The organism is Enterobacter cloacae complex sp. ECL411, assembly GCF_021869665.1.
Classification (GTDB): domain Bacteria; phylum Pseudomonadota; class Gammaproteobacteria; order Enterobacterales; family Enterobacteriaceae; genus Enterobacter; species Enterobacter intestinihominis.
The window spans coordinates 3,902,332-3,925,801 of the sequence record NZ_CP091486.1 but is presented as its reverse complement, the minus strand read 5'-3'; the positions used below and the strand labels follow the sequence as shown (position 1 = coordinate 3,925,801).

The window sequence follows — 23,470 nt, the reverse complement described above, 5'->3', positions numbered from 1 at the left end:
AGTCATTAGAGTTGCTACCAGCGAAGTTCCGCAGTGGGCAATAATGTCAGTTTTCGAGCGTATACTCTAAGATATCTTCAACTCGTTGATATATATAGATTTGACGAATATCGTCAGGTAGCGATTTATCCGCAAAATTAAGTTAAACTTCGTCACAGGTTTCAGTGAGTTATGGGACGGATAATAGAATGACCAGCGAAGAGGCACTTTTAAAATCAGGTTTTAGCAAACGAGATCTTCAAAAGTTAAAAAACAATATTGAAAATTACGGTGGTTCGTTTGATAGCGTAACTCATGATCTGGCCAATCGTTTTAAGGCTATGAAGTGGATAACTATTATTGCCTTCATCATACTGGCTTTAACTCTTTTACTTGCATCCAAGGATACAAGCCTGACACTTGCGCTCACATTATTGATTGTACTACCTTTCATCTGGTATATAACGCCAGCAAAACTTGGCTACAAATCCTGGCGTTATCGTAAAATGCTGACTAATTCTGGGACGGGTCGCTGACGGACAACAGATCAAAAATAATCTTAGCTTTCACGCCATAACCCGCTATTTTCATTGTAAGCTGCGGGCGGCTCAGTGTGCTCACCTTTCGGTAATAGTCAGCAGGGAGATAACGAAACAGTCGCCAGGTACCAGGTCGCCGTAACAAGCCAAAAATGGTGTACGCATTAGCGGCCAGTGAAATTGATTTGTAGACACCTAACCCATTCTCACGACTAAAGCCCATAAACTCAGCTGTAGACATCGCGGCATTCGCGACCAGCCCTTCACTGGTAGTGTTGTTAGTTGCGTAGCGAGCCACTTCTTTACTGATGCTGTTTGTCCCGTCAGTAACCAGAATCGCACCAGCAAGAACCCCGAGAGGGGTCATAGTGCCTATGAGGGTAAATCCTGCGGCTAATTCAGCACCGGCCAGGACAACACTAACAGCCGAGATCACATACCCAACAATTTTGTTATTCTCTCGGATAAACTCGACTTTAGCGTAAAGCTTCGCTGCCTTCGTTCTTAATAAACGCGCTTGTTCCAGCAGGTTACTGTTTTCTTCTCTGAGAATTTTAACGCATTCCATGCATTCTTCATCTGATTAAGCCCGACGAGCTAACGTAAACTGATGTTCTATGAGGTCCCGAATTTCCTGAACAAACTTCATTCGAGTCAAACTATCGCTGAGATGAAAAGCCGACAGAGTGTTGGCTGTATTTACCAGTTTCCTGGCTTCCATATTCACCATAGTTTCCGCCCAGGCTTTATTTCTTCCATCTGAGCGCATCATGTTAAGTAATGCTGCATCCATTGTAGTTCCTCTCAATTGCTTTACCGGCCTCTGCTTAGACTGATAAACGCCCCCATGACAGCCATGCGTGCCAACGCACACACAATATAGTAGCAATGTGGTTACGGTGTCTGAAGTAGAAGTCGCTTTTTACAGCTTCGTTCCTCGGCCTACTTTACTGCGGTTAGCCAGGGCCTGTTCCAGCAGTGTACGGAACGCCGAAAGGTCACTTTTCAGGATGTCCCGGATGGATTTACCACCGATGAATCTAATAAAACAGTTAGCCGATGGGGGGTAATCACGGATACGTGATGCCGCTCTGTCGGGCTCTGTCCAATTGATATGTGCATTTGTAATGCTCAAATAGATCGGTGAAGGTCAGGTTTTTCTGCTTCTGTGTGGCGGTAAAGGCGGTAAACAACGCCAGTTGTACCACCGGGAAGCGGGGCCGGAGGAGAGATAAGGGCGGTAACTACTGTTCAAACAACGAGTTGCTGACTCAGAAAGCAAAAACCCCCGCCGAAGCGAGGGTTATAAATAAGTGGTGCCCGGACTCGGAATCGAACCAAGGACACGGGGATTTTCAATCCCCTGCTCTACCGACTGAGCTATCCGGGCAACGGGGCGCATTAAACCCGATCCGCCCTCCGACGTCAACGAAATTTGTTGTTTTCGTTGCAGACTGCACACTCTCTCACCATTTCGTCGCAAACTTAAGCGAAAAAGTGCGTCCAGAGCGCGGAAAGCGGCATCGCGAGCAGCAGGGCTGGGAGCATGTTCACCACTGCAAACATCTTGATGCCACAGATGCGCAGCCCTGTCGCCAGCAGCAGCAGGCCGCCGACGGCGGTAAAGTCCGCCATCATCGCAGGCGTCGTCAGCGGCAGGATCAGCGTGGCGCAGGTGGCCAGCGCCAGCTGAATAAGCAGCATCGGTACACAAATCGCCGCCACGGCGATGCCGAGGGTAGTGGCAAAGATGGTGGCAGTAAAGAAATCCAGAAACGCTTTCGCAATCAGTATGCTGGGATCGCCGGTCATCCCTTCCTGCATCGAACCGAATATCCCCGTGCCGCTGGCACAGAACAGAATAATGATCGCAACGTAGTTCTGAATAAACGACTCGTGCGTGCCGTGCTTTGCCTTGCCCGGTCGGGCAATCAGATTTTTGGCTTTGCCTACCGCGTGATTAATGCCTTTTTCCAGATAGCAAAACTCGCCGATCAGCGCGCCGAGCAGTGTCGCCAGTACCATCACCGGCAGGTTGGCGCATTTCACCACTAAAAGGATACCAATCCCTAACGACGCCAGGCCAAAAATGGAGGGCATGGAGACGCGAATACGCTCCGGCAACCGCTGGCTTAATACTGCCCCAAGTACACCGCCCAGCAATACGGCTCCCGCATTGATAAAGGGTCCAATCACCACGTTTAACTCCTGTTATTTAAGCACTGGCATTGCATGATTATGGCACGTCCGTCCCTGATTATGCTTAGCTTTGGGAGGCGTAACGCATACTGATTCCTTCTTGCACCTGAAAATAAAAGGTGACATGATTGCGCGAATTTTCTCCTTCCTGTCTCACCGTTCGGTGAGGGTATTTGCGCTTATGAAAACCATGAAAATTGCCGTCAGCCGTGAGCTGGTATCCAAAGTTTCTACGCATCGCGAAAAGGTTATGCTGGATAACACCGATTTCACCGATGTGGCGGCAGTCGTCATTACGGTTGTTGAAAGCTACAGCGGCATTCTTGCGTTGCTGAAGCGTACGGGCTTTCAGCTACCGGTATTTATGTTCTCAACAGAGCCAGGAGAGGTGCCAGAGGGTGTCACGGCGATCATCTCGGGTAAAGCACAAGAATTGCTGGAACTGGAATCTGCCGCCTGCCGGTATGAAGAGAACCTGCTGCCACCCTTTTTTGACACCCTGAGCCAGTATGTGGCGATGGGAAACAGCACCTTTGCCTGTCCGGGTCACCAGCACGGCGCCTTTTTCAAAAAACATCCCGCCGGGCGGCAGTTTTACGACTTCTTCGGTGAAAACGTGTTTCGTGCCGATATGTGCAATGCCGACGTGAAGCTCGGTGATTTGCTGATCCACGAAGGTTCTGCCAAGCACGCGCAAAAGTTCGCGGCGAAAGTGTTCAACGCGGATAAAACCTACTTCGTGCTGAACGGCACGTCGGCAGCCAATAAAGTGGTGACCAATGCGCTGCTGACCCGTGGCGATCTGGTGCTGTTCGATCGTAACAACCATAAGTCCAACCATCATGGGGCGCTGATCCAGGCCGGGGCAACGCCTGTCTATCTTGAGGCAGCCCGTAATCCGTTTGGTTTTATCGGCGGGATCGATGAACACTGCTTTGATGAGGCCTGGCTGCGGGAACTGATCCGTGACGTCGCGCCGCAGAAAGCCGCCGAGGCGCGCCCGTTCCGTCTGGCGATCATTCAGCTCGGCACCTACGACGGCACGATCTACAACGCCCGTCAGGTGATCGACAAGATCGGTCACCTTTGCGACTACATCCTCTTTGACTCCGCCTGGGTCGGCTACGAGCAATTTATCCCGATGATGGCGGAAACGTCTCCGCTTCTGCTGGAACTGAACGAGAACGATCCGGGAATTTTCGTGACCCAGTCGGTCCACAAACAGCAGGCCGGGTTCTCGCAAACCTCACAGATCCATAAAAAGGATAACCATATTCGCGGTCAGTCGCGCTTCTGCCCGCACAAGCGGCTGAACAATGCGTTCATGCTGCATGCCTCCACCAGCCCGTTTTACCCGCTGTTTGCGGCGCTGGACGTGAACGCCAAGATCCACGAGGGTGAGAGCGGACGCAGGTTGTGGGCTGAGTGCGTCGAGCTGGGCATTGAAGCGCGCAAAGCCATTATCGCCAACTGCAATATGATCAAACCCTTTATCCCACCGGTGGTGGCGGGGCGGCCATGGCAGGATCACCCCACGCAGGCTATCGCCAGCGAGCGTCGCTTCTTTAGTTTTGAACCGGGTGCAAAATGGCACGGTTTTGAAGGCTATGCCCGTGAACAGTATTTCGTCGATCCGTGCAAGCTGCTGCTGACCACGCCGGGCATTGATGCGGAAACAGGGCACTATACCGATTTCGGCATTCCGGCGACCATTCTCGCCCACTACCTGCGCGAAAACGGCATTGTGCCGGAGAAGTGCGATCTCAACTCCATCCTGTTCCTGCTGACGCCAGCCGAGAGCGCGGAGAAGCTAATGCAGCTGGTGGCGATGCTGGGGCAGTTTGAACAGCATATTGAAGACGATACGCCGCTCGTGGATGTGCTGCCGACCATCTATCAGAAATACCCGGTGCGTTACCGCGACTATACGATCCGTCAGCTGTGCCAGGAGATGCACGATCTCTACGTCAGCTTTAACGTGAAGGATTTACAGAAGGCGATGTTCCGCCAGGAGAGCCTGCCTGCCGTGGTGATGAACCCGCAGGATGCCAACCAGGAGTACATTCGCGGGAACGTCGAACTGGTGCGTATTCGTGACGCCGAAGGACGCATTGCCGCCGAAGGTGCGCTGCCATACCCGCCGGGCGTGCTGTGCGTGGTACCGGGGGAAGTCTGGGGTGGAGCAGTACAGCGCTACTTCCTGGCGCTGGAAGAGGGCATTAATATGCTGCCGGGTTTCTCGCCAGAGTTGCAGGGCGTTTACAGCGAGAAGGATGCCGACGGGATCAAGCGACTGTATGGGTACGTGTTAAAGTAGGGCCCCTCACCCTAACCCTCTCCCCAAAGGGGAGAGGGGATTGCACGGAGCCGTCTTTTCACCCTCGCCCCTTTGGGGAGAGGGCCGGGGTGAGGGGAGTTAAGTCGCACTACGCCGGTACATCCTTCTCGGATGCCCAATCTTCCCGTACAGCATCTCCACCGTCAGAAAACCCACCTCCACGCAGTGTTCCAGATAGCGCCGGGTGGTGGTTTTACTCAGTCCCGTCTCGCTCACCACCTCATCCACCGTAAAGCAGTGCGCCGCCTTGTTGTTAAACAACGTTTGCACCCGCGCCAGCGTGTTCTCCTCTATCCCTTTGCTGCCGTTGTCCAGTCGATAATTTTTCGCCTGTAGCTGATAGAGTGAATCCACGTTCTGTTGGTCGACAATCTTCCAGACGCGCTGCTGTTCGGCAAACTGCACAAAACGTTCCAGCGACTGGCTCAGGCGTTTCCAGGAAACCGGCTTGAGGATGTAGTCGAACGCGCCGTTACGAATGGCCTGGCTACAGGTGTCCATATCGCTGGCGGCGGTGATGAAAATCACCGAGCAGTTGGCGCGGGTGAGCATCGGGTTGCTGATAAGGGTGATGCCTTTGCCGTCCGGCAGATAGTTATCCAGCAGCATCAGCTTCGGCTGTTTGCTCTCCAGTTGTACCTGCGCGTCGGCCAGTGACGCGGCAATCCCCACCAGCCTCAGGCGCGGATGTTTACCGATAAGCTCCGCGTGCAGTTGCGCCAGTTCGTTCTCGTCTTCAACAATCAGTACGTCGATAAGTTCATGTTGCATAGTCGGTATCTTCCAGTTCCTGTACGGGGTGCCGGACCGTTCCCGTGGCGGGAATAAACAGTGAGAAAATGGCACCGCGTGGGGTGTTATCGGCAACTTCAATTGCACCGCCAGCCTGCGTGACGTAGCTTTCAATCAGATACAGGCCAATACCGTGATCGCCGCGCGTTTTGGTAGTGATGCCGCGCTCAAAGATCCGGTCGCGGATCTCCGGTGTGATGCCGACGCCCTGGTCGGCGACTTCAATAATCAGTTCTTGCTCGTTCAACTTTATTAGCACGTCTACCGGGGCATGCGGGAGCGGGGCGCGCTGGGTCGCTTCGATGGCGTTATCCAGCAAGTTCCCGATGATCGAGACTAGTTCCGATTCGAGCAGCGGCAGGAAGGGTTTGTCCACCCGGCAGGCCGGATCGAAGCTCAGCTCAACGCCTTTTTCACGCGCGCGGGCGGCCTTTCCAAGCAGCAAACCGCACAGCGTCGGGGAGCTAAAGCGGGACGAGATAAAGTCCAGCAGCTCCTGAGCGTGTTCCGACTGCGCCTGTATATAGCGAATTGCCTCGTCATAACGGCCCATATGCAGCAGGCCGGACAGCGTGGTCATGCGGTTCAGCTGTTCATGGCGCATGATGCGCAGGTTATCAACATAGCGTTTCACCTGGCTGAGCTGGGCGCTGAGCGAGTCGATCTCGTTGCGATCGCGAAAGGTGATCACCCAGCCCTGCAACGCATCTTCCAGCATGATCCGCACCCGGCTGGCAATGACCGTGAGATCGTTAAAGCGACAGATCTCATCGTGGGTGTCTTTCGCAAGCATGGTTTGCGCGTTAAAGAACGGGACGGGCGCGATCACCTGGCTGATGAGTTGACCCCGCAGTTCGCGGGCGGGCTGGCGTAAGCCTAATAATTTACGCGCCGCCTGGTTAATCACCTCAATGCGGAGATCGTCGTCGATGGCAATCACCCCTTCATAAATGGATTCCATCATCGCCTTTTGCTGACGCACCAGCAGGCCGATTTCGCGCGGCTCCAGAGAGAATATCTGCTTCTTGATGCTGCGGGTGAAGAACCAGGAGAAAATAAACAGGGCGATAAGCAGCAGCACGGCGGCAATCAGGATATTAACCACCTTGCTGACGGTGATGGTGTCCAGATAGCTTGTGAGATAGCCTACCGAAACAATCCCTACCACCTGCCCGGCATCATTAAAAATGGGCGCTTTGCTGCGCAGCGAAATGCCTAACCCGCCCTTGCGGATGGTGATGGTGCTTTTGCCGTGTAATACCTCGTCGTTGTCTCCGCCAACCAGCGTTTTGCCTACCCGGTCGGCAAACACGGAATGGAAAAGATGCAGCCCTTTATTGTCACCAATCACAATAAAACTGGCGTCGCTGCGGGCGGCTATTTTCTGCATAAAGTCATGGATGCCCTGGATATCCTTTTGTTCGACTTCTTTTCGCAGAGAAGGAATAAGCGCAATTTCTTCGGCCTGTATTTTTGCGCGCGCGCTCATTTCCTGATAAAGCTGCCTGCCGACATCGACATAATAATATCCGCCCAGTAATGCGAACAGCACTGAGAAAAAGGCGACCAGCGAAATAAACAGCTTGATCTGAAACGATACTTTCATAACTATCACGCGAGATATCAACAGGTCGGCTGAATATATCATCTTTTAAGGCCAGGATGCCCGCTTTGCCGAAAACTTGTGATCCCTTGCACAGCGCAGCCTGTAAAAGATTTTTCCGAAAGTCTCATCCTCTTAAGGTTAAATGAATAAATGTTATTTCTTTGTTCAGTTAAGAAAAGAAACCATAAAAACCACGGTAATAAATAAGGCATAAATCACATTAAATAAAAGAAACCATTAAAACCATAGCGGCCATTAAAACTTCGCTTTTAATATGTCATCCCTCACATAAAGTAAGCCTTTGTGACTCTAAGCTGGACGCACAAAATAACCAAGGGGCTTATTATGAGCACAACTGACGATTCTTTCTCTGTTACCCACGACCCGATTGAAATTCAGCGGCCTTCGCTTAAAGAGCGCTGGTGGCATATTATGGATACCTGGAAAATCGGGATTATTCCTCTGCCGCTGTTCGTTCTGGCGGGCGCGCTGATCGCCATTGATTGCCTGGGCGGAAAACTGCCGAGCGATATCGTGGTGATGGTGGCGACGCTGGCCTTCTTCGGCTTTGCCTGCGGCGAGTTTGGTAAACGCCTGCCGATTGTCGGCAAGCTCGGCGCGGCGGCAATTTGCGCCACCTTTATCCCTTCCGCGTTGGTCTATTACGGCCTGCTGCCGGACGTGGTGGTCGAGTCCACGACCAAATTCTATAAATCCACCAACATTCTCTACCTCTATATCTGCTGCATTATTGTCGGCAGCATCATGAGCATGAACCGCACCGTGCTGATCCAGGGCTTCCTGCGCATCTTCTTCCCGATGCTGTGCGGCGAAATCGTCGGCATGATTGTCGGCATGGGCGTTGGGCTGGCGCTGGGACTCGAGCCGTTCCAGATCTTCTTCTTTATTATTCTGCCGATCATGGCGGGCGGCGTTGGGGAAGGGGCGATCCCGCTCTCTATCGGCTATGCCACGCTGCTGCACATGGATCAGGGCGTGGCGCTCGGCCGCGTGCTGCCGATGGTAATGCTCGGCGGCCTGACGGCGATCATCATCTCCGGTTGCCTCAACCAGCTCGGTAAACGCTACCCGCACCTGACCGGTGAAGGCCAGCTGATGCCTAACCGCGCCAACGCCGATGCCACCGTCTCTCAACCCGCGTTCTCCGGCAAAGCGGATGTGACCACCATCGCCTCCGGCGCGCTGCTGGCGGTGCTGCTGTACATGCTGGGCATGCTCGGCCACAAGCTGATTGGTCTGCCAGCGCCGGTGGGTATGCTGTTTATGGCGGTGCTGGTGAAGCTCTGCAATGGCGCCTCTCCGCGTCTGCTGGAGGGTTCTCAGGTGGTGTACAAATTCTTCCAGACCTCCGTGACCTACCCGATTCTCTTCGCCGTTGGCGTGGCGATTACCCCATGGCATGAACTGGTGGCGGCGTTCACCGTCAGCAACCTGCTGGTGATTATCAGCACGGTTTCCGCGCTGGTGGCAACCGGATTCTTCGTTGGCAAAAAGATTGGTATGCACCCGATTGATGTCGCCATCGTCTCCTGCTGTCAGAGCGGGCAGGGCGGTACCGGTGACGTGGCGATCCTGACCGCAGGCAACCGCATGAGCCTGATGCCATTCGCCCAGATTGCTACCCGTATCGGCGGGGCGATTAACGTCTCTGTCTCACTGCTGATTCTGGGCAACTTCCTCGTTTAAGTTTTCAGGAAAGAACAATGAAACTCGCAAGCTTTTTATACCAGGGTAAACGCAGCTACGGCATCGTTCAGGCCGGGGGCGTGATTGATTTAGGCCGCCGCCTGGGCGACCGCTATGGCGACCTTAAAGCGCTGTTGCAGGGGAACGGGCTGGCGCAGGCCACCCGTTTTCTGAACGACGCGGTGGATGTACCGCTGAACGCCATCACCTTCTTACCGGTGATTGTCCAGCCGGAAAAAATTCTCTGCGTGGGCATGAACTATGCCGACAAGCGCAAGGAGTTTGATCAGCATAACCCGGCCCCGACCCTGTTTGTCCGCTTCCCGGATTCACAGACCGGCCACAACGAGCCGGTGCTGAAGCCGCGCCACTCCAGCGAGTTCGACTACGAAGGCGAGCTGGCGGTGATCATCGGCAAAGGCGGGGAGAACATCAGCCGCGACGACGCCCTGCGCCACGTGGCGGGCTACAGCTGCTACATGGACGGCTCCGCCCGCGACTGGCAGCACACCTGGTTCACCGCCGGGAAAAACTGGCGGCAGACCGGGGCGTTCGGCCCGTGGATGGCGACGGCGGATGAGATCCCGGACCCGCACAGCCTGGCGATCCGCACCTGGCTGAACGGCCGCATGGTGCAGGAGGACAACACCAGCAGCATGATCCACAAGGTGGCGGAGCTGATCGAGTACATCAGCACCTTCACCCGTCTCAGCCCGGGCGACGTGATCATCACCGGCTCGCCTGGCGGGGTGGGTAAAAAGCGCAACCCGCCACTGTTTATGAAGGAGGGGGATCGCATTGAGGTAGAGATCGAGCATATCGGTCATCTGAGCAACGTGATCGTGGAAGCGCCAGCCGTCGGGCTCGCGGCAGCACACTGAGTAAGGCGGCAGCATGCAATCGCAACCCATTGATTTTCGCCACACCGTTGTGGCGAAACACCCGGAACGCTTAAGCCAGATCCGCTACCTGCTGGCAGACAGCGGCCTTGGCCTGGACAACGACATCACGCTGTTTGTTGAAGCCTGGTCCGGCGCGCAGCTGGTGGGTTGCGCCGGGCTTGCTGCCAACGTCATCAAGTGCGTCGCGGTCAACGAGCAGCTTCGTGGGGAAAACCTCAGCGCGCGTCTGCTGGCAGAGGTGGAAAATGCGGCGCTGGAGCGCGGCCATTTTCACCTCTTCCTCTGCACCCGTCCGTGTAATAAGGAGCGCTTTGGCCGCAGCGGTTTCTGGCCGGTTGCCCAGAGCGGGAACAACGCGGTGCTAATGGAGAACACTCCGCAAGGGATCGTGCGCTACTGCCGATCCCTGCGCGCTAGCCGCAAGTGTGGGGAGAAGATTGGTGCCATCGTGATGAACGCCAACCCGTTCACCCTCGGTCACCGTCATCTGGTGGAGCAGGCGGCGGCGCAGTGCGATGCTCTACATCTGTTCGTGGTGCGTGAAGACGCCTCGTTCTTCCCGTTCAGCGCGCGCCTTGAGATGGTGCGTGCGGGCGTGGCGCATCTGCCGAACGTGGCGGTGCATGAAGGCTCGCAGTACATCATCTCCCGCGCCACGTTTCCGGCCTACTTCCTGAAGGAGACCGGCAAAGTGCAGCAGGCGTGGAGCGAGATCGACGTGCTGATCTTCCGGGACTTTATCGCCCCGGCGCTGGGCATCACGCACCGCTTCATCGGCTCGGAGCCGTTCTGCGATATCACCCGCCAGTACAACCAGACGCTGCACGACCTGCTGGCCTCGCACATCGACGTGGTGGAGATGCCGCGCATCAAAGCCACCGGCAACGCTATTTCGGCCTCGGAAGTGCGCCGTTTACTCAAGACACAGCAGTTTTCCCGGATCCGGGAGATTGTCCCGGACTCCACCTTCGCGCACCTCGAAGCACATTATCGTGCGAGTGCGGAAGTCGCATAACTATCAGGAATTTATCATGAATATTGTAAGGGAGGCGCTGGCCGGAACGCAGGAGTCCAGCGACCTGATGGTGAAAATCGCCCCCGCTCACGGTGAGCTGGAGATTGTCATCCACAGTGAAGTGATTAAGCAGTTTGGCGAGCAAATACGCCAGGTGGTCAACGACACATTGCGCGCCATGAACGTGCACCAGGGATTAATCATTATTGAAGACAAAGGGGCGCTGGACTGTGTGATCCGCGCCCGCCTGCAAAGCGCGCTTCTGCGTGCCGCCGATGAACAGGCCATCAACTGGGGGGCGCTGAAATGAGTAAACTCCGCCGCAGTATGCTGTTCCTGCCGGGCGCCAATGCCGCCATGCTCTCCACCGCCTTTATCTACCGCCCCGACTCCATCATGTTTGACCTTGAGGACGCCGTGGCCCTGCGCGAGAAAGACACCGCACGCATGCTGGTGTTCCACGCGTTGCAGCACCCGATGTATCAGGATATCGAAACCGTGGTGCGTATTAACCCGCTGAGCACGCCGTTTGGCCTGCTGGATCTGGAGGCCGCCGTACGCGCGGGCGTAGACGTGATTCGCCTGCCGAAAACCGACACCCCGGACGATATCTACGAGCTGGAAGGCCACCTCGAGCGCATTGAGCAGGAGTGCGGGCGTGAAGTAGGTTCCACCCGCGTGATGGCGGCGATTGAATCGGCCATTGGCGTCATCAACGCCGTGGCGATTGCCCGCAGCTCCCCGCGACTTATCGGCATCGCGCTGGCCGCCTTTGACTATGTGATGGACATGCAGACCGAGCGCGGCGACGGCACCGAGCTGTTCTACGCCCGCTGCGCCGTGCTGCACGCCGCCCGCGCTGCGGGCATTGACGCCTTCGACGTGGTGTGGTCAGACGTTAATGACGAAGCCGGGTTCCTGCGCGAGGTCGATCTGATCCGCAAGATGGGCTTTAACGGCAAATCGCTGATTAACCCGCGCCAGATTGACCTGCTGCACAACGCCTACGCCCCGACACGGGAAGAGGTGGAGCACGCCAAACGGGTGATTGAAGCGGCAGAAGAGGGCGAGCGTAACGGCCTGGGGGTGGTCTCGCTCAACGGCAAAATGGTGGATGCACCGATTATTAACCACGCGCAGGTGGTGCTGGAGCGCGCGGCGGCCTCCGGCGTGCGTCGGTAAGGATGACATAATGAATCAGACAGAACTTCTCCATGTGAATTTCCCCCATCTGCGGGATCTGAAGCCCTTTGATACCGCCCACAGCGCGACGCCGTGGCTGGCGGACAGCGAGGCGAAACACAACCGTAAGCTTTGCGCCTCCCTCGAAGAAGCCGTCATGCGCAGCGGCTTGCAGGACGGGATGACCATCTCTTTCCACCATGCCTTTCGCGAAGGCGACCGGGTGATCAACACCGTTGTGGCGCTGCTGGCGCGGATGGGTTTTAAAAATTTGACCCTGGCCTCCAGCTCGCTGATGACCTGCAACGACGCGCTGATCGAGCATATTCAAAACGGCGTGATCGCCCGAATTTATACCTCCGGTATGCGCGGCAGGCTGGCGGAGGCCATCTCCCACGGGCTGATGGACGAGCCGGTACAAATTCACTCCCACGGGGGGCGCGTGAAGCTGCTCCAGGATGGCGAGCTGAATATCGACGTGGCATTTCTCGGCGTGCCGTGCAGCGATGAGTTTGGCAACGCCAACGGCACGCAGGGCAAATCGTGTTGCGGTTCGCTGGGCTACGCCATGGTGGACGCACACTTTGCCCGTAAGGTGGTGCTGCTGACCGAAGAACTGGTGCCGTTCCCGAATATGCCCGCCAGCCTGGTGCAGGATCAGGTGGACTACATCGTGCAGGTGGAGAGCGTGGGCGACCCGGCGAAAATCAGCGTCGGTGCGGCGCGCGTCACCAGCAACCCGCGCGAGCTGATGATTGCCCGCTATGCGGCGGACGTGATTGAGCACTCAGGCTATTTCAAACCAGGTTTCTCGATGCAGACCGGCTCCGGTGCGGCGGCCACCGCCTGCACCCGCTTTATGGAAGAGAAGATGGAGCGCAGCGGTGTGAAGGCGCGCTTCGCCCTTGGCGGTATCACCGGCAGCCTGGTGGATTTGCACGAGAAGGGGCTCATCGAAAAGCTGCTCGACACCCAGTGCTTTGACGGCCAGGCAGCGGCCTCGCTGGCGCGCAACCCGAACCACGTGGAGATCTCCACCAACGTCTACGCCAACCCCGGCAGCAAGGCGGCAAGCTGCGACCAGCTCGACGTGGTGATCCTCAGCGCGCTGGAAATCGACGTCGATTTTAACGTCAACGTCATCACCGGATCCGACGGCGTGATGCGCGGCGCATCCGGCGGGCACTGCGACGTGGCGTCGGCAGCCAACCTGACCATTGTGGTCGCGCCGCTGCTGCGAAGCCGCATCCCGACCGTTGTGAAGCGCGTTACCACTCGCCTCACGCCGGGGGAGAGCATTGACGTGCTGGTCACCGACCACGGTATTGCGGTCAACCCGGCGCGCCCGGAGATCCGCGAACGACTCATGGAAGCAGGCCTGAAGGTTGTAGATATCAACGCGCTCTATGAGCGGGCGATTTCCCTGGCCGGCGTACCGAAACCGATTGAGTTCACCGACAAAATTGTCGGGGTGATCCGCTACCGCGACGGCAGCGTGATCGACACCGTTCGACAGGTAAAGGAGTGAATATGACTATTGCGACACCTGTGCGGACGGGTGTCAGCCTGGACGCGCTGCTGGCGGCGAAAGAGCGCCGCGCAGCCCGTCAGGCTGACTGGCTTACGCACCATCAACAACCGGTGATCTCCCTAACGCTGGTCACGCCCGGGCAAATCAAAGACAGCCTGCGCTATCGCAACACCATGGGCGTGGCGTTACAGATGTGTGACCAGCTGCTGTGGGAAAACCGCTGGCAGGTGCTGGACCGCCAGGTGCTCTGGCTACCCACCGGACCTGAAGCGCTGTGGTGCGTCGCGCATCCGGCGGCGGAAATTAAAGCGCACTGTGCTGAACTGGAGCAGACGCACCCGCTCGGCAGACTGTGGGATCTGGATGTGATCTGCCCTCAGCACGGCCACGTTGGCCGTCAGTCGTTGGGTTCACACCTCAGGCGCTGTCTGATTTGCGACGAGCCCGCCCACGCCTGTTCCCGTTCGCGCCACCATCCCGTTGAGCAGGTGGTTTCCCGCGTGGAGAAGATGATCGATGACTGGTTTGCTCGCGACTAAACCGCGCCCGGTTGACGTGCCTGCGCTTGCCGAAGCGGCGCTGTGGCAGGAGCTGGAGCTGACGCCCAAGCCGGGGCTGGTGGACAGGCTCAATAACGGCTCCCATCGCGATATGGACCATACCTTATTCCTCCGCAGCATTGCGGCGATTACGCCGTGGTTTGCCCGTTTTGCGGAACTGGGTGAAGCACATGCGGAAAAACCTGCTGGAGAGCAGCTACGGATTATCCGCCCGATGGGAATGGCCTGTGAGCAGGCGATGTACGCCGCCACGGGCGGGGTGAACACGCACAAGGGCGGGATTTTTGCCCTTGGTTTGCTCTGCTTCGCCGCCGGACGTGTGAAAAATATCTCTGCGGATAGCCTCTGTTGTGAGGTAAGTAACATCTGTCGTGGGCTGGTGGCGCGGGAACTGGGCGGGCGCAGCGGGCAGGCAACGGCGGGAGAGCGACAGTTTCAACAGTACGGTTTAACCGGCGCGCGCGGTGAGGCAGAAAGCGGCTTCAGCACGGTGCGTAAGGCGCTGGCGCAGTGGAAGGGAAACACCCTTCATGACCTGTTATTGCGCCTGATGGCCATCAACCAGGACAGTAATCTCGTTTCGCGCGGCGGCACTGAAGGGCTGCGCTACGTCCAGGATTATGCACAGGAGCTGCTGGCGAACGGCTGGGATCAGGATGCGTTACTTAGGATGGATAACGCGTTGATTGAACGAAACCTGAGTCCGGGCGGCAGCGCGGATTTGCTGTCGGTGGGGTGGGTGCTGTCTGGAATAAAATAGCCGGGTGGCGCTAACGCTTACCCGGCCTACGGTTTGCGGTTTGTAGGCCCGGTAAGGCGAAGCCGCCACCGGGCACAACAATCAATGCGCGATCGGCTGCGCACCGTGTGGTTCGCGTACGTGCTTGTACTTGAACAGCACGATGAACGCGAAGAACAGCACCAGTGAGTACCCGGCGAAGATCAGCCACACTGGCTGCCAGTTGGTGATGCCGTTGGTGGTATACATCTCAACCACTTTACCGCTCACCACGCCGCCCAGAATACAGCCGAAGCCGTTGGTCATCATCAGGAACATGCCCTGCGCGCTGGCGCGAATTTCAGGTTTCACCTCTTTTTCTACAAACACCGAGCCGGAGATGTTGAAGAAGTCGAAGGCGCAGCCGTAAACAATCATCGACAGAACCAGCAGCACGGTGCCGAACGCGCTTGGGTCGCCGTAGGCGAACAGACCGAAGCGCAACATCCAGGCAGCGATACTGATCAGCATGACGTTCTTGATGCCGTAGCGGCTCAGGAAGAACGGGATGGTCAGGATGAACAGCGTCTCAGAGATCTGCGAGATGGACATCATCACCGACGCGTGTTCAACGATAAAGCTCCCGGCAAACAGCGGATCGTTATCGAAGCTGTGCAGGAAGGTATTACCGAACATGTTGGTGATTTGCAGTTCCGCGCCCAGCAGCATGGAGAAAATAAAGAAGATCGCCATGCGCTTGTTTTTGAACAGGGCGAAGGCGTCCAGGCCAAGCATGGTGCTCCAGCTCTGGTTTTTCTGCTGGTTAGAAACCGGAATGGTGGGCAGCGTCAGGGTGAACAGCGCCAGCAGCACGGAGAGCGCGGCACCAATATACAGCTGCATGTGGCTCAGCTCGAAGCCCGCGAAGCTCACGCCCCACATTGCCATGATAAAGCCGATGGTGCCCCAGATACGGATTGGCGGGAAGTCGGTGACGATATCCAGACCGGCAGATTTCAGGCGGTAGTAGGAGATGGTGTTGATCAGGCCAAGCGTTGGCATATACGCCAGCGAGTTAAGCAGGATCACCATAAACATCGCCCCCGGCGTGGTCACTTCGGCCGCCATAAACAGCGTCCCCGCACCCACCAGATGGCAAAGCATATACAGCCATTTCGCACTTAACCATTTATCCGCCACGATACCGAGCAGCGTTGGCATGAAAACAGCCGCAATACCCAGCGAGCTGTAGACGGCACCGATTGACGCACCATCGAACTTGAGCGTCACAAACATATAGGAGCCGAGTGTAGTCAGCCAGCTACCCCACAGGCAGAACTGCAGAAACGACAAGATTTTAAGCTGCAGCTTAAGGTTCATGTTACTTTCCTCACAAGTGAGCGGGAGATATGTTGTTATAGGAACATTCAGGGTTGTTATTTGATGCAATTCTATCAGTTGGCAACGATATGTTTTGTTACCTCCCGCAAAAAAATGCAATCCACATTAATTTGCAGTTTGGATTGTGATGCAAATAGCATTTTTGTATGGGTGGGGTGGAGTGAGTGCGGTCTGATGCCCCCTCACCCTAACCCTCTCCCCAAAGGGGAGAGGGAACTTGAACACCCTCTCCTCTTTGGGGAGAGGGCAGGGTGAGGGGGGTGTTGGTTTCTAGCGACGACGATAGTTCTTCTGCGCCGTATTCACCTTATACAGATAGCGGCGGGATTCCGCAGACGGGTGGCGAGTGGTCATCGTGGAGTACACGTCCCCCGGCGCCATGCTGTTGATGATGTTCGCGGCCTGAACTTTATCGTTCGAGAAGACGCGCAGGACGCTGCCCGCTCCGCCGTTGTAGGCGGTGATCACCGCATAGCGACGTGAAGTCGGGTTATCAATCCCGCCGAGATAAACATTGTTCAGCATCGCCAGATATGCGGTACCGGTATCAATGTTGCTTTGCGGGTCAAACAGGTAGCTGCGGCTCGGCGTACCGGATTTCCCCTGCGCGCGGAACACGTCTTTACCGGCGCTGTGCTGCACAACCTGCATCAGCCCCAGCGCGTCGGAACGGCTCACCGCATACGGGTTGAACGAGGATTCGGTCTGCATAATCGCCAGGATCAGCGACTCATCCACGCCATACTTACGCGACGCCTGACGCACCATGCCCAGATACTTATGCGCACGCTTGTCGAGGTGGTTCGGCACCAGGTTGATCGTAACGCTATAGATCACCTTCAGGCCATTGGTGCGGCTTTTCAGGCGCGTTTGCAGCAAATAGTCTGCGAAATTCGTCGCGCGACCTTCCCAGCGAATCGGCTGACCGGTCTGATCAACGACCTGCCCATACAGGAATGGCTCTTTGGAGATTGTAATGTCATCGGCATCAGAGTAGAGATCGATAGATCCCGGATCGTCGCCCATCAGCAGGGTTTTGATGGTGGCCTGACGTAAATGCGCCGCAGGTTCAGTCCCCGCGATGGTTTCAATCGTAATCGTACCGTCATCGAAGTTGATGTGGCTACGGGTCTGATAGGCGTCGGTATACTTAACGTAGTCCTTCGGTCCGGCAATAAGAACTTCGTTAAATCCCCATATGTTCTCGATGTTATGGGCAAACTGCCCCATCAAAATGTCAAAACCGTTGGTGTCCTTAACCCAGGCTTCGTTATAGCTATCGCCCTTTTTGGAAGAACAAGACACAAGCAACGGCGCAACAAGTGCTAGCGCTAATAGTTTTTTCATCATTCCGGGAGTGCGTGTTGTGTTTGCTTTGAGGTTGCTGTTGCCGGGTGGCGCTGCGCTTACCCGGCCTACATAACCGTAGGCCCGTGCAAGCGCAGCGCCGCCGGGCAGCAGCCGCAGAGTATTATTTTTCCGGTGGCGTATAGCCTTCGATGTGGACGTCTTTACCCTCGAACAGGAAGTTCACCATCTCCTGCTCCAGCAGCTTGCGGTGTTCCGGGTTCATCATGCTGAGCTTTTTCTCGTTGATCAGCATGGTCTGTTTTTTCTGCCACTGTCCCCAGGCTTCTTTGGAGATCTCGTTGTAAATGCGTTTACCCAGGTCGCCCGGGTAGAGCTGGAAATCCTGGCCTTCAGCGTCGCGCTGCAGGAAAGTACAAAAAATGGTTCTGGCCATACTCATTCCTCTTTGTCTTGCCGATGCTAAACCATTGCACCGACACGTAATTGCTGTAACAGGCGCTCCACGGGAGCCGCCAGCCCGACTGATGGCGGTTGCGCTAAGTTATACCAGAGAGCGGTGCCTTCATCCATGCAGGAGGTGAATGAGGACACGGGAAGCCACATAGGCACAATATCCAGATGGAAATGGCTGAAGGTATGACGGAACGCGTTGAGTTGCGTCAGGGTATCGGCCGCAATGCCGCGCTGTTCAAGCCATGCCCGAAGCGAAGCTTCATCCTCAAACTGTGGGAAGCAGTATAGACCACCCCACAGGCCACTCGGCGGGCGCTGGGCGAGAAACACCTCGTCGCCATGCTGCATCAGCAGCATGTACCCGGTGCGTTCAGGCAGCGTCTGCTTCGGTTTTTTCCCCGGATACTGCGCCCAGGAGTGGTTCGCATAGGCCACGCAGAGGTTATTTACCGGGCAGAGTTCGCACTTCGGTTTTGAACGGGTGCAGACCATCGCGCCCAGATCCATCATCGCCTGGTTAAAACGCTCCACCCCTTTCGCCGGAGTGACCGCTTCACTGATCTCCCACAGGCGCTTCTCAACCTCTTTCTTGCCCGGCCAGCCTTCTACGGCGTAGCAGCGTGCCAGCACGCGCTTGACGTTGCCGTCGAGAATAGGGAAATGCTTGCCTAAAGACAGGGAAAGGATTGCGCCTGCGGTTGAACGCCCGACGCCGGGCAAATCCGCCACCTCGTCAAAGGTCTCCGGGAATTTACCGTTGTGGCGGGTGGCGACCTGCTGTGCGGCTTTGTGCAGGTTGCGCGCGCGGGCGTAATAGCCGAGGCCTGTCCACAGGTGCAGTACCTCGTCTAACGGCGCGTTGGCCAGATCGGTGATTGTCGGGAAGCGCGCCATAAAACGCTCGAAGTAAGGAATGACCGTCGCGACCTGCGTTTGTTGCAACATCACCTCGGAGAGCCATACTTTGTAAGGCGTTTTTTCAATTTGCCAGGGCAGGGTTTTACGCCCGTATTTGTCGTACCAGTCCAGCACCTGGGCTGAAAATTGAGAGGCTTGCATGGTCATCGATTCGCTTAATCAGGGAGGCAGATTGCAGCACAGCGTCAATCTGCTGTAAACCGGATCTTTCCCATGCTTGCATAGAAGCCTTAACTTTGGATAATGCCCGTTTCCCGTACACTCTCACAAGCAGACAACTCTTTTATGAAAAACGACGTCATTTCACCGGAATTTGATGAAAACGGTCGCCCGCTGCGCCGTATTCGCAGCTTTGTCCGCCGTCAGGGCCGCCTGACAAAAGGGCAGCAACACGCGCTGGACAACTACTGGCCGGTGATGGGCGTTGAGTTCAGCGAGCAGCCGCTCGACTTTACCGAGCTGTTTGGTCGCGATGCGCCAGTGACGCTGGAGATCGGTTTTGGCATGGGCACCTCGCTGGTCACTATGGCGAAAGCGCGACCAGAGCAGAACTTCCTCGGTATTGAAGTGCACTCGCCAGGCGTCGGTGCGTGTCTGGCAACGGCCCATGAAGAGGGCGTTGAGAACCTGCGCGTTATGTGTCACGACGCGGTGGAAGTGCTGCATAAAATGATTCCTGACAATTCTTTGAACATGGTTCAGCTCTTTTTCCCTGACCCGTGGCACAAAGCGCGTCATAATAAACGCCGTATCGTTCAGGCACCGTTTGCCGAGCTGGTGAAAAGTAAGCTTAAGCTGGGCGGCGTCTTCCACATGGCGACCGACTGGGAACCTTATGCGGAACACATGCTGGAAGTGATGTCGTCGCTGGACGGGTATAAAAACCAGTCTGAAAGCAACGACTACGTACCGCGTCCGGATTCACGTCCGGTGACAAAATTTGAACAGCGTGGCCATCGTCTTGGTCACGGCGTATGGGACTTAATGTTCGAGAGGGTGAAATAATGGCAAAGAATCGTAGCCGTCGTCTGCGTAAAAAGATGCACATCGAAGAATTCCAGGAAGTGGGTTTCTCCGTTGCCTGGCGTTTCCCGGAAGGCACCAGCGTTGAGCAGATCGATCAGGACGTTGATGCGTTCATCAACGAGGTGATCGAACCCAACAAGCTGGCCTTCGACGGTAGCGGCTATCTGGCGTGGGAAGGTCTGATTTGCACCCAGGAAGTGGGGAAATGCACCGAAGAACATCAGGCGCTGGTACGCAAATGGCTTGAAGACCACAAACTGGAAGATGTCCGCGTCAGCGAACTTTTCGACGTTTGGTGGGACTAATAAAGCAAGAACGGGGCCAGCATTAGCTGGCCCATTTTGTCTGAGGGAGTGTTGAAGATGCGTAAAACGTTGCTGGCGGTTGCTTTACTGGCAATCGGAACCACCGCCCATGCGGAGTATAAATGTAGCGTCACCCCGCGTGACGACGTGGTATTAAGCCCGCAAACCGTGCAGGTTAAGGGCGAGAATGGCAATCTGGTGATCACGCCGGATGGCAACGTGACGTTTAACGGCAAACAGCAAAACCTGACGGCCGCCCAGCGCGAGCAGGCGATGGACTACCAGGCCGAGTTGCGTACCGCGCTGCCATGGATAAACGATGGCGCGCTGACCCGCGTTGAGAAGGGCCGCGTGGCGCTGGATAAAATCATCACCAAAGAGGTGGGGGAGAGCAGCAATATGCGCACCCGTCTGACGAAGCTGGATAAACAGCTGAAAGAACAGATGAACCGCATTATTGAGACGCGCTCTGATGGCCTGACGTTCCACTATAAGGCGATCGATCAGGTGCGAGCCGACGGTCAGCAGTTGGTGAACCAGGCGATGGGCGGCATTCTCCAGGACAGCATCAACGAGATGGGCGCCAAAGCGGTGCTGAAAGGCGGCGGTAATCCGTTGCAGGGTGTACTGGGTAGCCTGGGCGGACTGCAAACCTCGATTCAGAACGAGTGGAAGAATCAGGAAGCCGATTTCCAGCAGTTCGGCAAAGACGTGTGTAAACGCGTGGTGTCCCTGGAAGACAGCCGGAAGGCGCTGGTGGGGACGCTGAAGTAACGCCTCTGCGCGTAGGGCCCCTCACCCCGGCCCTCTCCCCAGGGGAGAGGGAGTAACCAGTTCCCTCTCCCTGTGGGAGAGGGTTAGGGTGAGGGCATCAGGCATTGCAATCGTTGCAGAATAGCCATCAGCATCTCCTCCTCATTAGCCCTGAATTCATGATTCCAGAACCGTACGACTTCCCAGCCGTTCGCATTCAAAAACTCGGTGCGACGAGAGTCATAGGCCTCTTTATCCTGATGTTGCCCCCCGTCCAGCTCAACAATCAGTTTCGCCTTAAAGCAGGCAAAATCCACGATGTACGGCCCAACCGGCATCTGTCGGCGAAACTTATACCCAAAGAAGCGGCGACCTCTGAGCAGATACCAGAGGCGTAATTCTTCGGGTGTCATTTGTTTGCGGAGTTGTTTTGATTTTTCCATCCCCACACTCTGCCAGCCTTTCCCTCAACCAGCAGAACGGGATGTAAAATCCTGAATCAGCCTTCAGGATTTTCAGCGAGGAACAGCTCAAGAAGGGAGTTTAGGAACAGCTTACCGTGCTCGGTGATCTGCCAGTACTCATTACACTCGGTCAGATACCCCTGCGCCAGCGCCTCGTCAATCTGCGGACGAATCACCGACTCTGACAACCCGGTGTAGAGCGCAAACTCCGCGCGCGGTGCGGCTTCCAGCAGACGGAAGCGGTTCATAAAGAACTCAAACGGCTTATCCACCGCCTCGACGTCATGCTGACGCTCCAGGTAGCGGCCTTCCATAAACCCGCGCGGATGACGCGTTTTGGCAGTACGCAGAATGCGCCCGTCCGGGAAGGTCACTTTGCCGTGTGCCCCGCAGCCAATCCCCAGATAATCCCCAAAGCGCCAGTAGTTCAGGTTGTGCTGACACTGATAGCCCGGCTTCGCATACGCCGAGGTTTCGTATTGCTGATACCCCGCCGCGGTCAAAAGCTGGTGGCCCTGCTCGAAGATATCCCACAGCGCGTCATCGTCCGGCAGCACCGGAGGACGGGAACCAAACAGGGTGTTCGGTTCAATGGTCAACTGATACCACGACAGATGCGGCGGGTTCAGTTCAATTGCCTGACGCAAATCGTCCAGCGCTTCTTCCAGCGACTGATCCGGCAGGCCGTGCATCAAATCGAGGTTAAAACTGCGCAGCCCAAGCCCCGTTGCCAGGTTCGCCGCGCGCTTTGCCTCTTCCGGGCCATGAATGCGCCCCAGGCGCTTCAGCTTTGGCTCGCTAAAGCTCTGCACGCCGATGGAGATACGGTTCACGCCCGCGCGCTGATACTCGACAAAACGGTCGGCCTCAACGGTGCCCGGGTTGGCTTCCATCGTAATTTCAGCATCCGCTGCCAGGTTCAGGCGTGCGCGCACACCGTCCAGCAGCGTCTGCATCGCCGGGCCTGAAAGCAGGCTCGGCGTACCGCCACCAATAAAAATGGTCTTCACTTCACGTCCCTGTGCGTACGGTACATCGGCATCCAGATCGGCCAGCAGATGCGCGACGTAATCATCGTGCGGCACTTCGCCCTTCAGCGCGTGCGAGTTGAAATCGCAGTACGGGCATTTCTGCACGCACCATGGGATGTGAATATAAAGACTCAGAGGCGGCAAATTAGCCATTACGCAGTGCTTCCAGTAACAGTTTCAGGGCGCGTCCACGGTGGGAGATCGCGCTTTTCTCTTCGCGGGTGAGTTCCGCAGCGGTTTTGCCCTCGGTCGGGACAAAGAAAATCGGGTCGTAACCAAAGCCGCCGTTGCCCGCCGCTTCACGGGTGATCACGCCCGGCCAGCTGCCGTGACAGACAATCGGCGTGGGATCTTCCGCGTGACGCATGTAGACCAGCACGCAGTGGAACTGCGCGGTACGCTGTTCGTCAGGGACGTCGTTCAGGGCCACAAGCAGCTTTTCCAGGTTCTGCTGGTCGGTGGCGTCCACCCCGGAATAGCGGGCGGAGTAAATCCCCGGCGCACCGCCCAGAAAATCCACGGCCAGACCGGAGTCATCGGCAATCGCGGGCAGCCCGGTGATCTGCGCCGCATGGCGCGCTTTCAGAATGGCGTTTTCGATAAACGTCAGGCCGGTTTCTTCGGCGGAGTCCACGCCCAGCTCGGTCTGAGCCACCACGTCCAGCCCAAAATCATGTAATAGCGAGGCCAGCTCGCGCACTTTACCGGCGTTTCCGGTGGCGAGAACAACTTTCTGCATG

The 23,470-nt window shown here is 56.4% G+C and carries 23 protein-coding genes, 1 tRNA gene and 1 pseudogene; 13 read left to right on the top strand and 12 right to left on the bottom strand.

Annotation, left to right across the window (positions count from 1 at the left end):
• Positions 1 to 188: 188 nt before the first annotated feature.
• Positions 189 to 515, top strand: a complete 327-nt coding sequence (locus L3069_RS18845; protein WP_023298582.1) for a hypothetical protein — start codon at positions 189 to 191, stop codon at positions 513 to 515.
• On the opposite strand, the pseudogene L3069_RS18840 reads toward L3069_RS18845, so the two are convergent.
• The 3 genes and pseudogenes from L3069_RS18840 to L3069_RS18830 all read right to left on the bottom strand — a co-directional run bounded on the left by L3069_RS18840 (position 493) and on the right by L3069_RS18830 (position 2,717).
• A pseudogene (locus L3069_RS18840) lies at positions 493 to 1,311 on the bottom strand (DUF4225 domain-containing protein). The gene L3069_RS18845 and the pseudogene L3069_RS18840 overlap by 23 nt on opposite strands.
• A 521-nt stretch (positions 1,312 to 1,832) precedes the next feature.
• Positions 1,833 to 1,908 (bottom strand) — tRNA-Phe (locus L3069_RS18835).
• A gap of 95 nt (positions 1,909 to 2,003) precedes the next feature.
• The gene (locus tag L3069_RS18830) at positions 2,004 to 2,717 is read right to left on the bottom strand and encodes a DUF554 domain-containing protein (protein WP_003862452.1); all 714 of its coding nucleotides are present in this window, start codon (positions 2,715 to 2,717) and stop codon (positions 2,004 to 2,006) included.
• A 181-nt stretch (positions 2,718 to 2,898) separates the two neighbouring features.
• Here L3069_RS18830 and L3069_RS18825 point away from each other — a divergent pair, with 181 nt between their 5' ends.
• On the top strand, positions 2,899 to 5,034 hold the full coding sequence (locus L3069_RS18825; protein WP_022649374.1) for an ornithine decarboxylase: 2,136 nt from the start codon (positions 2,899 to 2,901) through the stop codon (positions 5,032 to 5,034).
• A 99-nt stretch (positions 5,035 to 5,133) separates the two neighbouring features.
• Here the strand turns inward: L3069_RS18825 and L3069_RS18820 are convergent, their stop codons facing one another.
• Positions 5,134 to 5,826, bottom strand: a complete 693-nt coding sequence (locus L3069_RS18820) for a response regulator (RefSeq protein WP_022649373.1) — start codon at positions 5,824 to 5,826, stop codon at positions 5,134 to 5,136.
• Complete coding sequence (locus L3069_RS18815; protein WP_022649372.1) at positions 5,816 to 7,453, bottom strand: sensor histidine kinase; 1,638 nt, start codon at positions 7,451 to 7,453, stop codon at positions 5,816 to 5,818. The genes L3069_RS18820 and L3069_RS18815 overlap by 11 nt, the downstream gene beginning before the upstream one ends.
• Positions 7,454 to 7,798: 345 nt before the next feature.
• Here L3069_RS18815 and L3069_RS18810 point away from each other — a divergent pair, with 345 nt between their 5' ends.
• The 8 genes from L3069_RS18810 to citG are packed head-to-tail and all read left to right on the top strand — an operon-like array spanning position 7,799 to position 15,110.
• Positions 7,799 to 9,160: a 2-hydroxycarboxylate transporter family protein gene (locus L3069_RS18810; protein ID WP_038416715.1), complete on the top strand. Its 1,362-nt coding sequence runs from the start codon at positions 7,799 to 7,801 to the stop codon at positions 9,158 to 9,160.
• 17 nt (positions 9,161 to 9,177) lie between these two features.
• Positions 9,178 to 10,041: a fumarylacetoacetate hydrolase family protein gene (locus L3069_RS18805; RefSeq protein WP_023298578.1), complete on the top strand. Its 864-nt coding sequence runs from the start codon at positions 9,178 to 9,180 to the stop codon at positions 10,039 to 10,041.
• Between the two features lie 13 nt (positions 10,042 to 10,054).
• Positions 10,055 to 11,077, top strand: a complete 1,023-nt coding sequence (gene citC, locus L3069_RS18800; RefSeq protein WP_038416714.1) for a [citrate (pro-3S)-lyase] ligase — start codon at positions 10,055 to 10,057, stop codon at positions 11,075 to 11,077.
• Positions 11,078 to 11,093: 16 nt separating this feature from the next.
• A complete protein-coding gene (gene citD / locus L3069_RS18795) occupies positions 11,094 to 11,387 on the top strand; it encodes a citrate lyase acyl carrier protein (RefSeq protein ID WP_017382935.1) in 294 nt (97 codons plus the stop codon).
• Entirely contained in the window at positions 11,384 to 12,259 is an 876-nt protein-coding gene (citE, locus tag L3069_RS18790) for a citrate (pro-3S)-lyase subunit beta (protein ID WP_032626185.1), read from the top strand. Before citD ends, citE begins: the two co-directional genes overlap by 4 nt.
• 10 nt (positions 12,260 to 12,269) lie before the next feature.
• Positions 12,270 to 13,787 carry a citrate lyase subunit alpha gene (gene citF, locus L3069_RS18785; protein ID WP_100167815.1) on the top strand — a complete coding sequence of 506 codons (1,518 nt, stop codon included), beginning with the start codon at positions 12,270 to 12,272 and terminating at the stop codon, positions 13,785 to 13,787.
• A 2-nt stretch (positions 13,788 to 13,789) separates the two neighbouring features.
• The gene (gene citX / locus L3069_RS18780) at positions 13,790 to 14,329 is read left to right on the top strand and encodes a citrate lyase holo-[acyl-carrier protein] synthase (protein ID WP_038416713.1); all 540 of its coding nucleotides are present in this window, start codon (positions 13,790 to 13,792) and stop codon (positions 14,327 to 14,329) included.
• The gene (gene citG / locus L3069_RS18775; protein WP_038416712.1) at positions 14,307 to 15,110 is read left to right on the top strand and encodes a triphosphoribosyl-dephospho-CoA synthase CitG; all 804 of its coding nucleotides are present in this window, start codon (positions 14,307 to 14,309) and stop codon (positions 15,108 to 15,110) included. Before citX ends, citG begins: the two co-directional genes overlap by 23 nt.
• 81 nt (positions 15,111 to 15,191) lie before the next feature.
• On the opposite strand, the gene L3069_RS18770 is transcribed toward citG, so the two are convergent.
• From L3069_RS18770 to mutY, 4 genes are all read right to left on the bottom strand, one after another.
• Positions 15,192 to 16,448 carry a nucleoside permease gene (locus L3069_RS18770; protein ID WP_022649364.1) on the bottom strand — a complete coding sequence of 419 codons (1,257 nt, stop codon included), beginning with the start codon at positions 16,446 to 16,448 and terminating at the stop codon, positions 15,192 to 15,194.
• A 291-nt stretch (positions 16,449 to 16,739) separates the two neighbouring features.
• On the bottom strand, positions 16,740 to 17,816 hold the full coding sequence (gene mltC, locus L3069_RS18765) for a membrane-bound lytic murein transglycosylase MltC (RefSeq protein ID WP_100167814.1): 1,077 nt from the start codon (positions 17,814 to 17,816) through the stop codon (positions 16,740 to 16,742).
• A 124-nt stretch (positions 17,817 to 17,940) separates the two neighbouring features.
• Positions 17,941 to 18,213 (bottom strand): oxidative damage protection protein, encoded by a 273-nt coding sequence (locus L3069_RS18760; RefSeq protein ID WP_003862425.1) that lies wholly within the window; start codon positions 18,211 to 18,213, stop codon positions 17,941 to 17,943.
• A gap of 26 nt (positions 18,214 to 18,239) precedes the next feature.
• Entirely contained in the window at positions 18,240 to 19,292 is a 1,053-nt protein-coding gene (gene mutY, locus L3069_RS18755; RefSeq protein ID WP_023306917.1) for an A/G-specific adenine glycosylase, read from the bottom strand.
• 144 nt (positions 19,293 to 19,436) lie between these two features.
• Here mutY and trmB point away from each other — a divergent pair, with 144 nt between their 5' ends.
• Genes trmB through L3069_RS18740 form a run of 3 tightly spaced genes read left to right on the top strand, consistent with a single transcriptional unit; the run spans position 19,437 to position 21,256 of the window.
• Positions 19,437 to 20,156: a tRNA (guanosine(46)-N7)-methyltransferase TrmB gene (trmB, locus tag L3069_RS18750; protein ID WP_022649361.1), complete on the top strand. Its 720-nt coding sequence runs from the start codon at positions 19,437 to 19,439 to the stop codon at positions 20,154 to 20,156.
• Complete coding sequence (locus L3069_RS18745) at positions 20,156 to 20,482, top strand: YggL family protein (protein ID WP_003862421.1); 327 nt, start codon at positions 20,156 to 20,158, stop codon at positions 20,480 to 20,482. The genes trmB and L3069_RS18745 overlap by 1 nt, the downstream gene beginning before the upstream one ends.
• A gap of 57 nt (positions 20,483 to 20,539) precedes the next feature.
• The gene (locus L3069_RS18740; RefSeq protein ID WP_022649360.1) at positions 20,540 to 21,256 is read left to right on the top strand and encodes a DUF2884 domain-containing protein; all 717 of its coding nucleotides are present in this window, start codon (positions 20,540 to 20,542) and stop codon (positions 21,254 to 21,256) included.
• Positions 21,257 to 21,339: 83 nt separating this feature from the next.
• Here L3069_RS18740 and L3069_RS18735 read toward each other — a convergent pair whose 3' ends face one another.
• Genes L3069_RS18735 through L3069_RS18725 form a run of 3 tightly spaced genes read right to left on the bottom strand, consistent with a single transcriptional unit; the run spans position 21,340 to position 23,469 of the window.
• Complete coding sequence (locus L3069_RS18735; protein WP_023298571.1) at positions 21,340 to 21,678, bottom strand: endonuclease domain-containing protein; 339 nt, start codon at positions 21,676 to 21,678, stop codon at positions 21,340 to 21,342.
• A gap of 56 nt (positions 21,679 to 21,734) precedes the next feature.
• Positions 21,735 to 22,883 carry a radical SAM family heme chaperone HemW gene (gene hemW / locus L3069_RS18730; protein WP_038416710.1) on the bottom strand — a complete coding sequence of 383 codons (1,149 nt, stop codon included), beginning with the start codon at positions 22,881 to 22,883 and terminating at the stop codon, positions 21,735 to 21,737.
• Positions 22,876 to 23,469: an XTP/dITP diphosphatase gene (locus L3069_RS18725; RefSeq protein ID WP_022649357.1), complete on the bottom strand. Its 594-nt coding sequence runs from the start codon at positions 23,467 to 23,469 to the stop codon at positions 22,876 to 22,878. The genes hemW and L3069_RS18725 overlap by 8 nt, the downstream gene beginning before the upstream one ends.
• Position 23,470: the final 1 nt, after the last annotated feature.

Bases quoted from the DNA above. Each gene is read 5' to 3' on its own strand.
- L3069_RS18845 (WP_023298582.1), top strand. From the start codon at position 189: ATGACCAGCGAAGAGGCACTTTTAAAATCAGGTTTTAGCAAACGAGAT.
- L3069_RS18825 (WP_022649374.1), top strand. From the start codon at position 2,899: ATGAAAACCATGAAAATTGCCGTCAGCCGTGAGCTGGTATCCAAAGTT.
- L3069_RS18820 (WP_022649373.1), bottom strand. From the start codon at position 5,826: ATGCAACATGAACTTATCGACGTACTGATTGTTGAAGACGAGAACGAA.
- L3069_RS18815 (WP_022649372.1), bottom strand. From the start codon at position 7,453: ATGAAAGTATCGTTTCAGATCAAGCTGTTTATTTCGCTGGTCGCCTTT.
- L3069_RS18810 (WP_038416715.1), top strand. From the start codon at position 7,799: ATGAGCACAACTGACGATTCTTTCTCTGTTACCCACGACCCGATTGAA.
- L3069_RS18805 (WP_023298578.1), top strand. From the start codon at position 9,178: ATGAAACTCGCAAGCTTTTTATACCAGGGTAAACGCAGCTACGGCATC.
- citC (WP_038416714.1), top strand. From the start codon at position 10,055: ATGCAATCGCAACCCATTGATTTTCGCCACACCGTTGTGGCGAAACAC.
- citD (WP_017382935.1), top strand. From the start codon at position 11,094: ATGAATATTGTAAGGGAGGCGCTGGCCGGAACGCAGGAGTCCAGCGAC.
- citE (WP_032626185.1), top strand. From the start codon at position 11,384: ATGAGTAAACTCCGCCGCAGTATGCTGTTCCTGCCGGGCGCCAATGCC.
- citF (WP_100167815.1), top strand. From the start codon at position 12,270: ATGAATCAGACAGAACTTCTCCATGTGAATTTCCCCCATCTGCGGGAT.
- citX (WP_038416713.1), top strand. From the start codon at position 13,790: ATGACTATTGCGACACCTGTGCGGACGGGTGTCAGCCTGGACGCGCTG.
- citG (WP_038416712.1), top strand. From the start codon at position 14,307: ATGACTGGTTTGCTCGCGACTAAACCGCGCCCGGTTGACGTGCCTGCG.
- L3069_RS18770 (WP_022649364.1), bottom strand. From the start codon at position 16,448: ATGAACCTTAAGCTGCAGCTTAAAATCTTGTCGTTTCTGCAGTTCTGC.
- mltC (WP_100167814.1), bottom strand. From the start codon at position 17,816: ATGAAAAAACTATTAGCGCTAGCACTTGTTGCGCCGTTGCTTGTGTCT.
- L3069_RS18760 (WP_003862425.1), bottom strand. From the start codon at position 18,213: ATGGCCAGAACCATTTTTTGTACTTTCCTGCAGCGCGACGCTGAAGGC.
- mutY (WP_023306917.1), bottom strand. From the start codon at position 19,292: ATGCAAGCCTCTCAATTTTCAGCCCAGGTGCTGGACTGGTACGACAAA.
- trmB (WP_022649361.1), top strand. From the start codon at position 19,437: ATGAAAAACGACGTCATTTCACCGGAATTTGATGAAAACGGTCGCCCG.
- L3069_RS18745 (WP_003862421.1), top strand. From the start codon at position 20,156: ATGGCAAAGAATCGTAGCCGTCGTCTGCGTAAAAAGATGCACATCGAA.
- L3069_RS18740 (WP_022649360.1), top strand. From the start codon at position 20,540: ATGCGTAAAACGTTGCTGGCGGTTGCTTTACTGGCAATCGGAACCACC.
- L3069_RS18735 (WP_023298571.1), bottom strand. From the start codon at position 21,678: ATGGAAAAATCAAAACAACTCCGCAAACAAATGACACCCGAAGAATTA.
- hemW (WP_038416710.1), bottom strand. From the start codon at position 22,883: ATGGCTAATTTGCCGCCTCTGAGTCTTTATATTCACATCCCATGGTGC.
- L3069_RS18725 (WP_022649357.1), bottom strand. From the start codon at position 23,469: ATGCAGAAAGTTGTTCTCGCCACCGGAAACGCCGGTAAAGTGCGCGAG.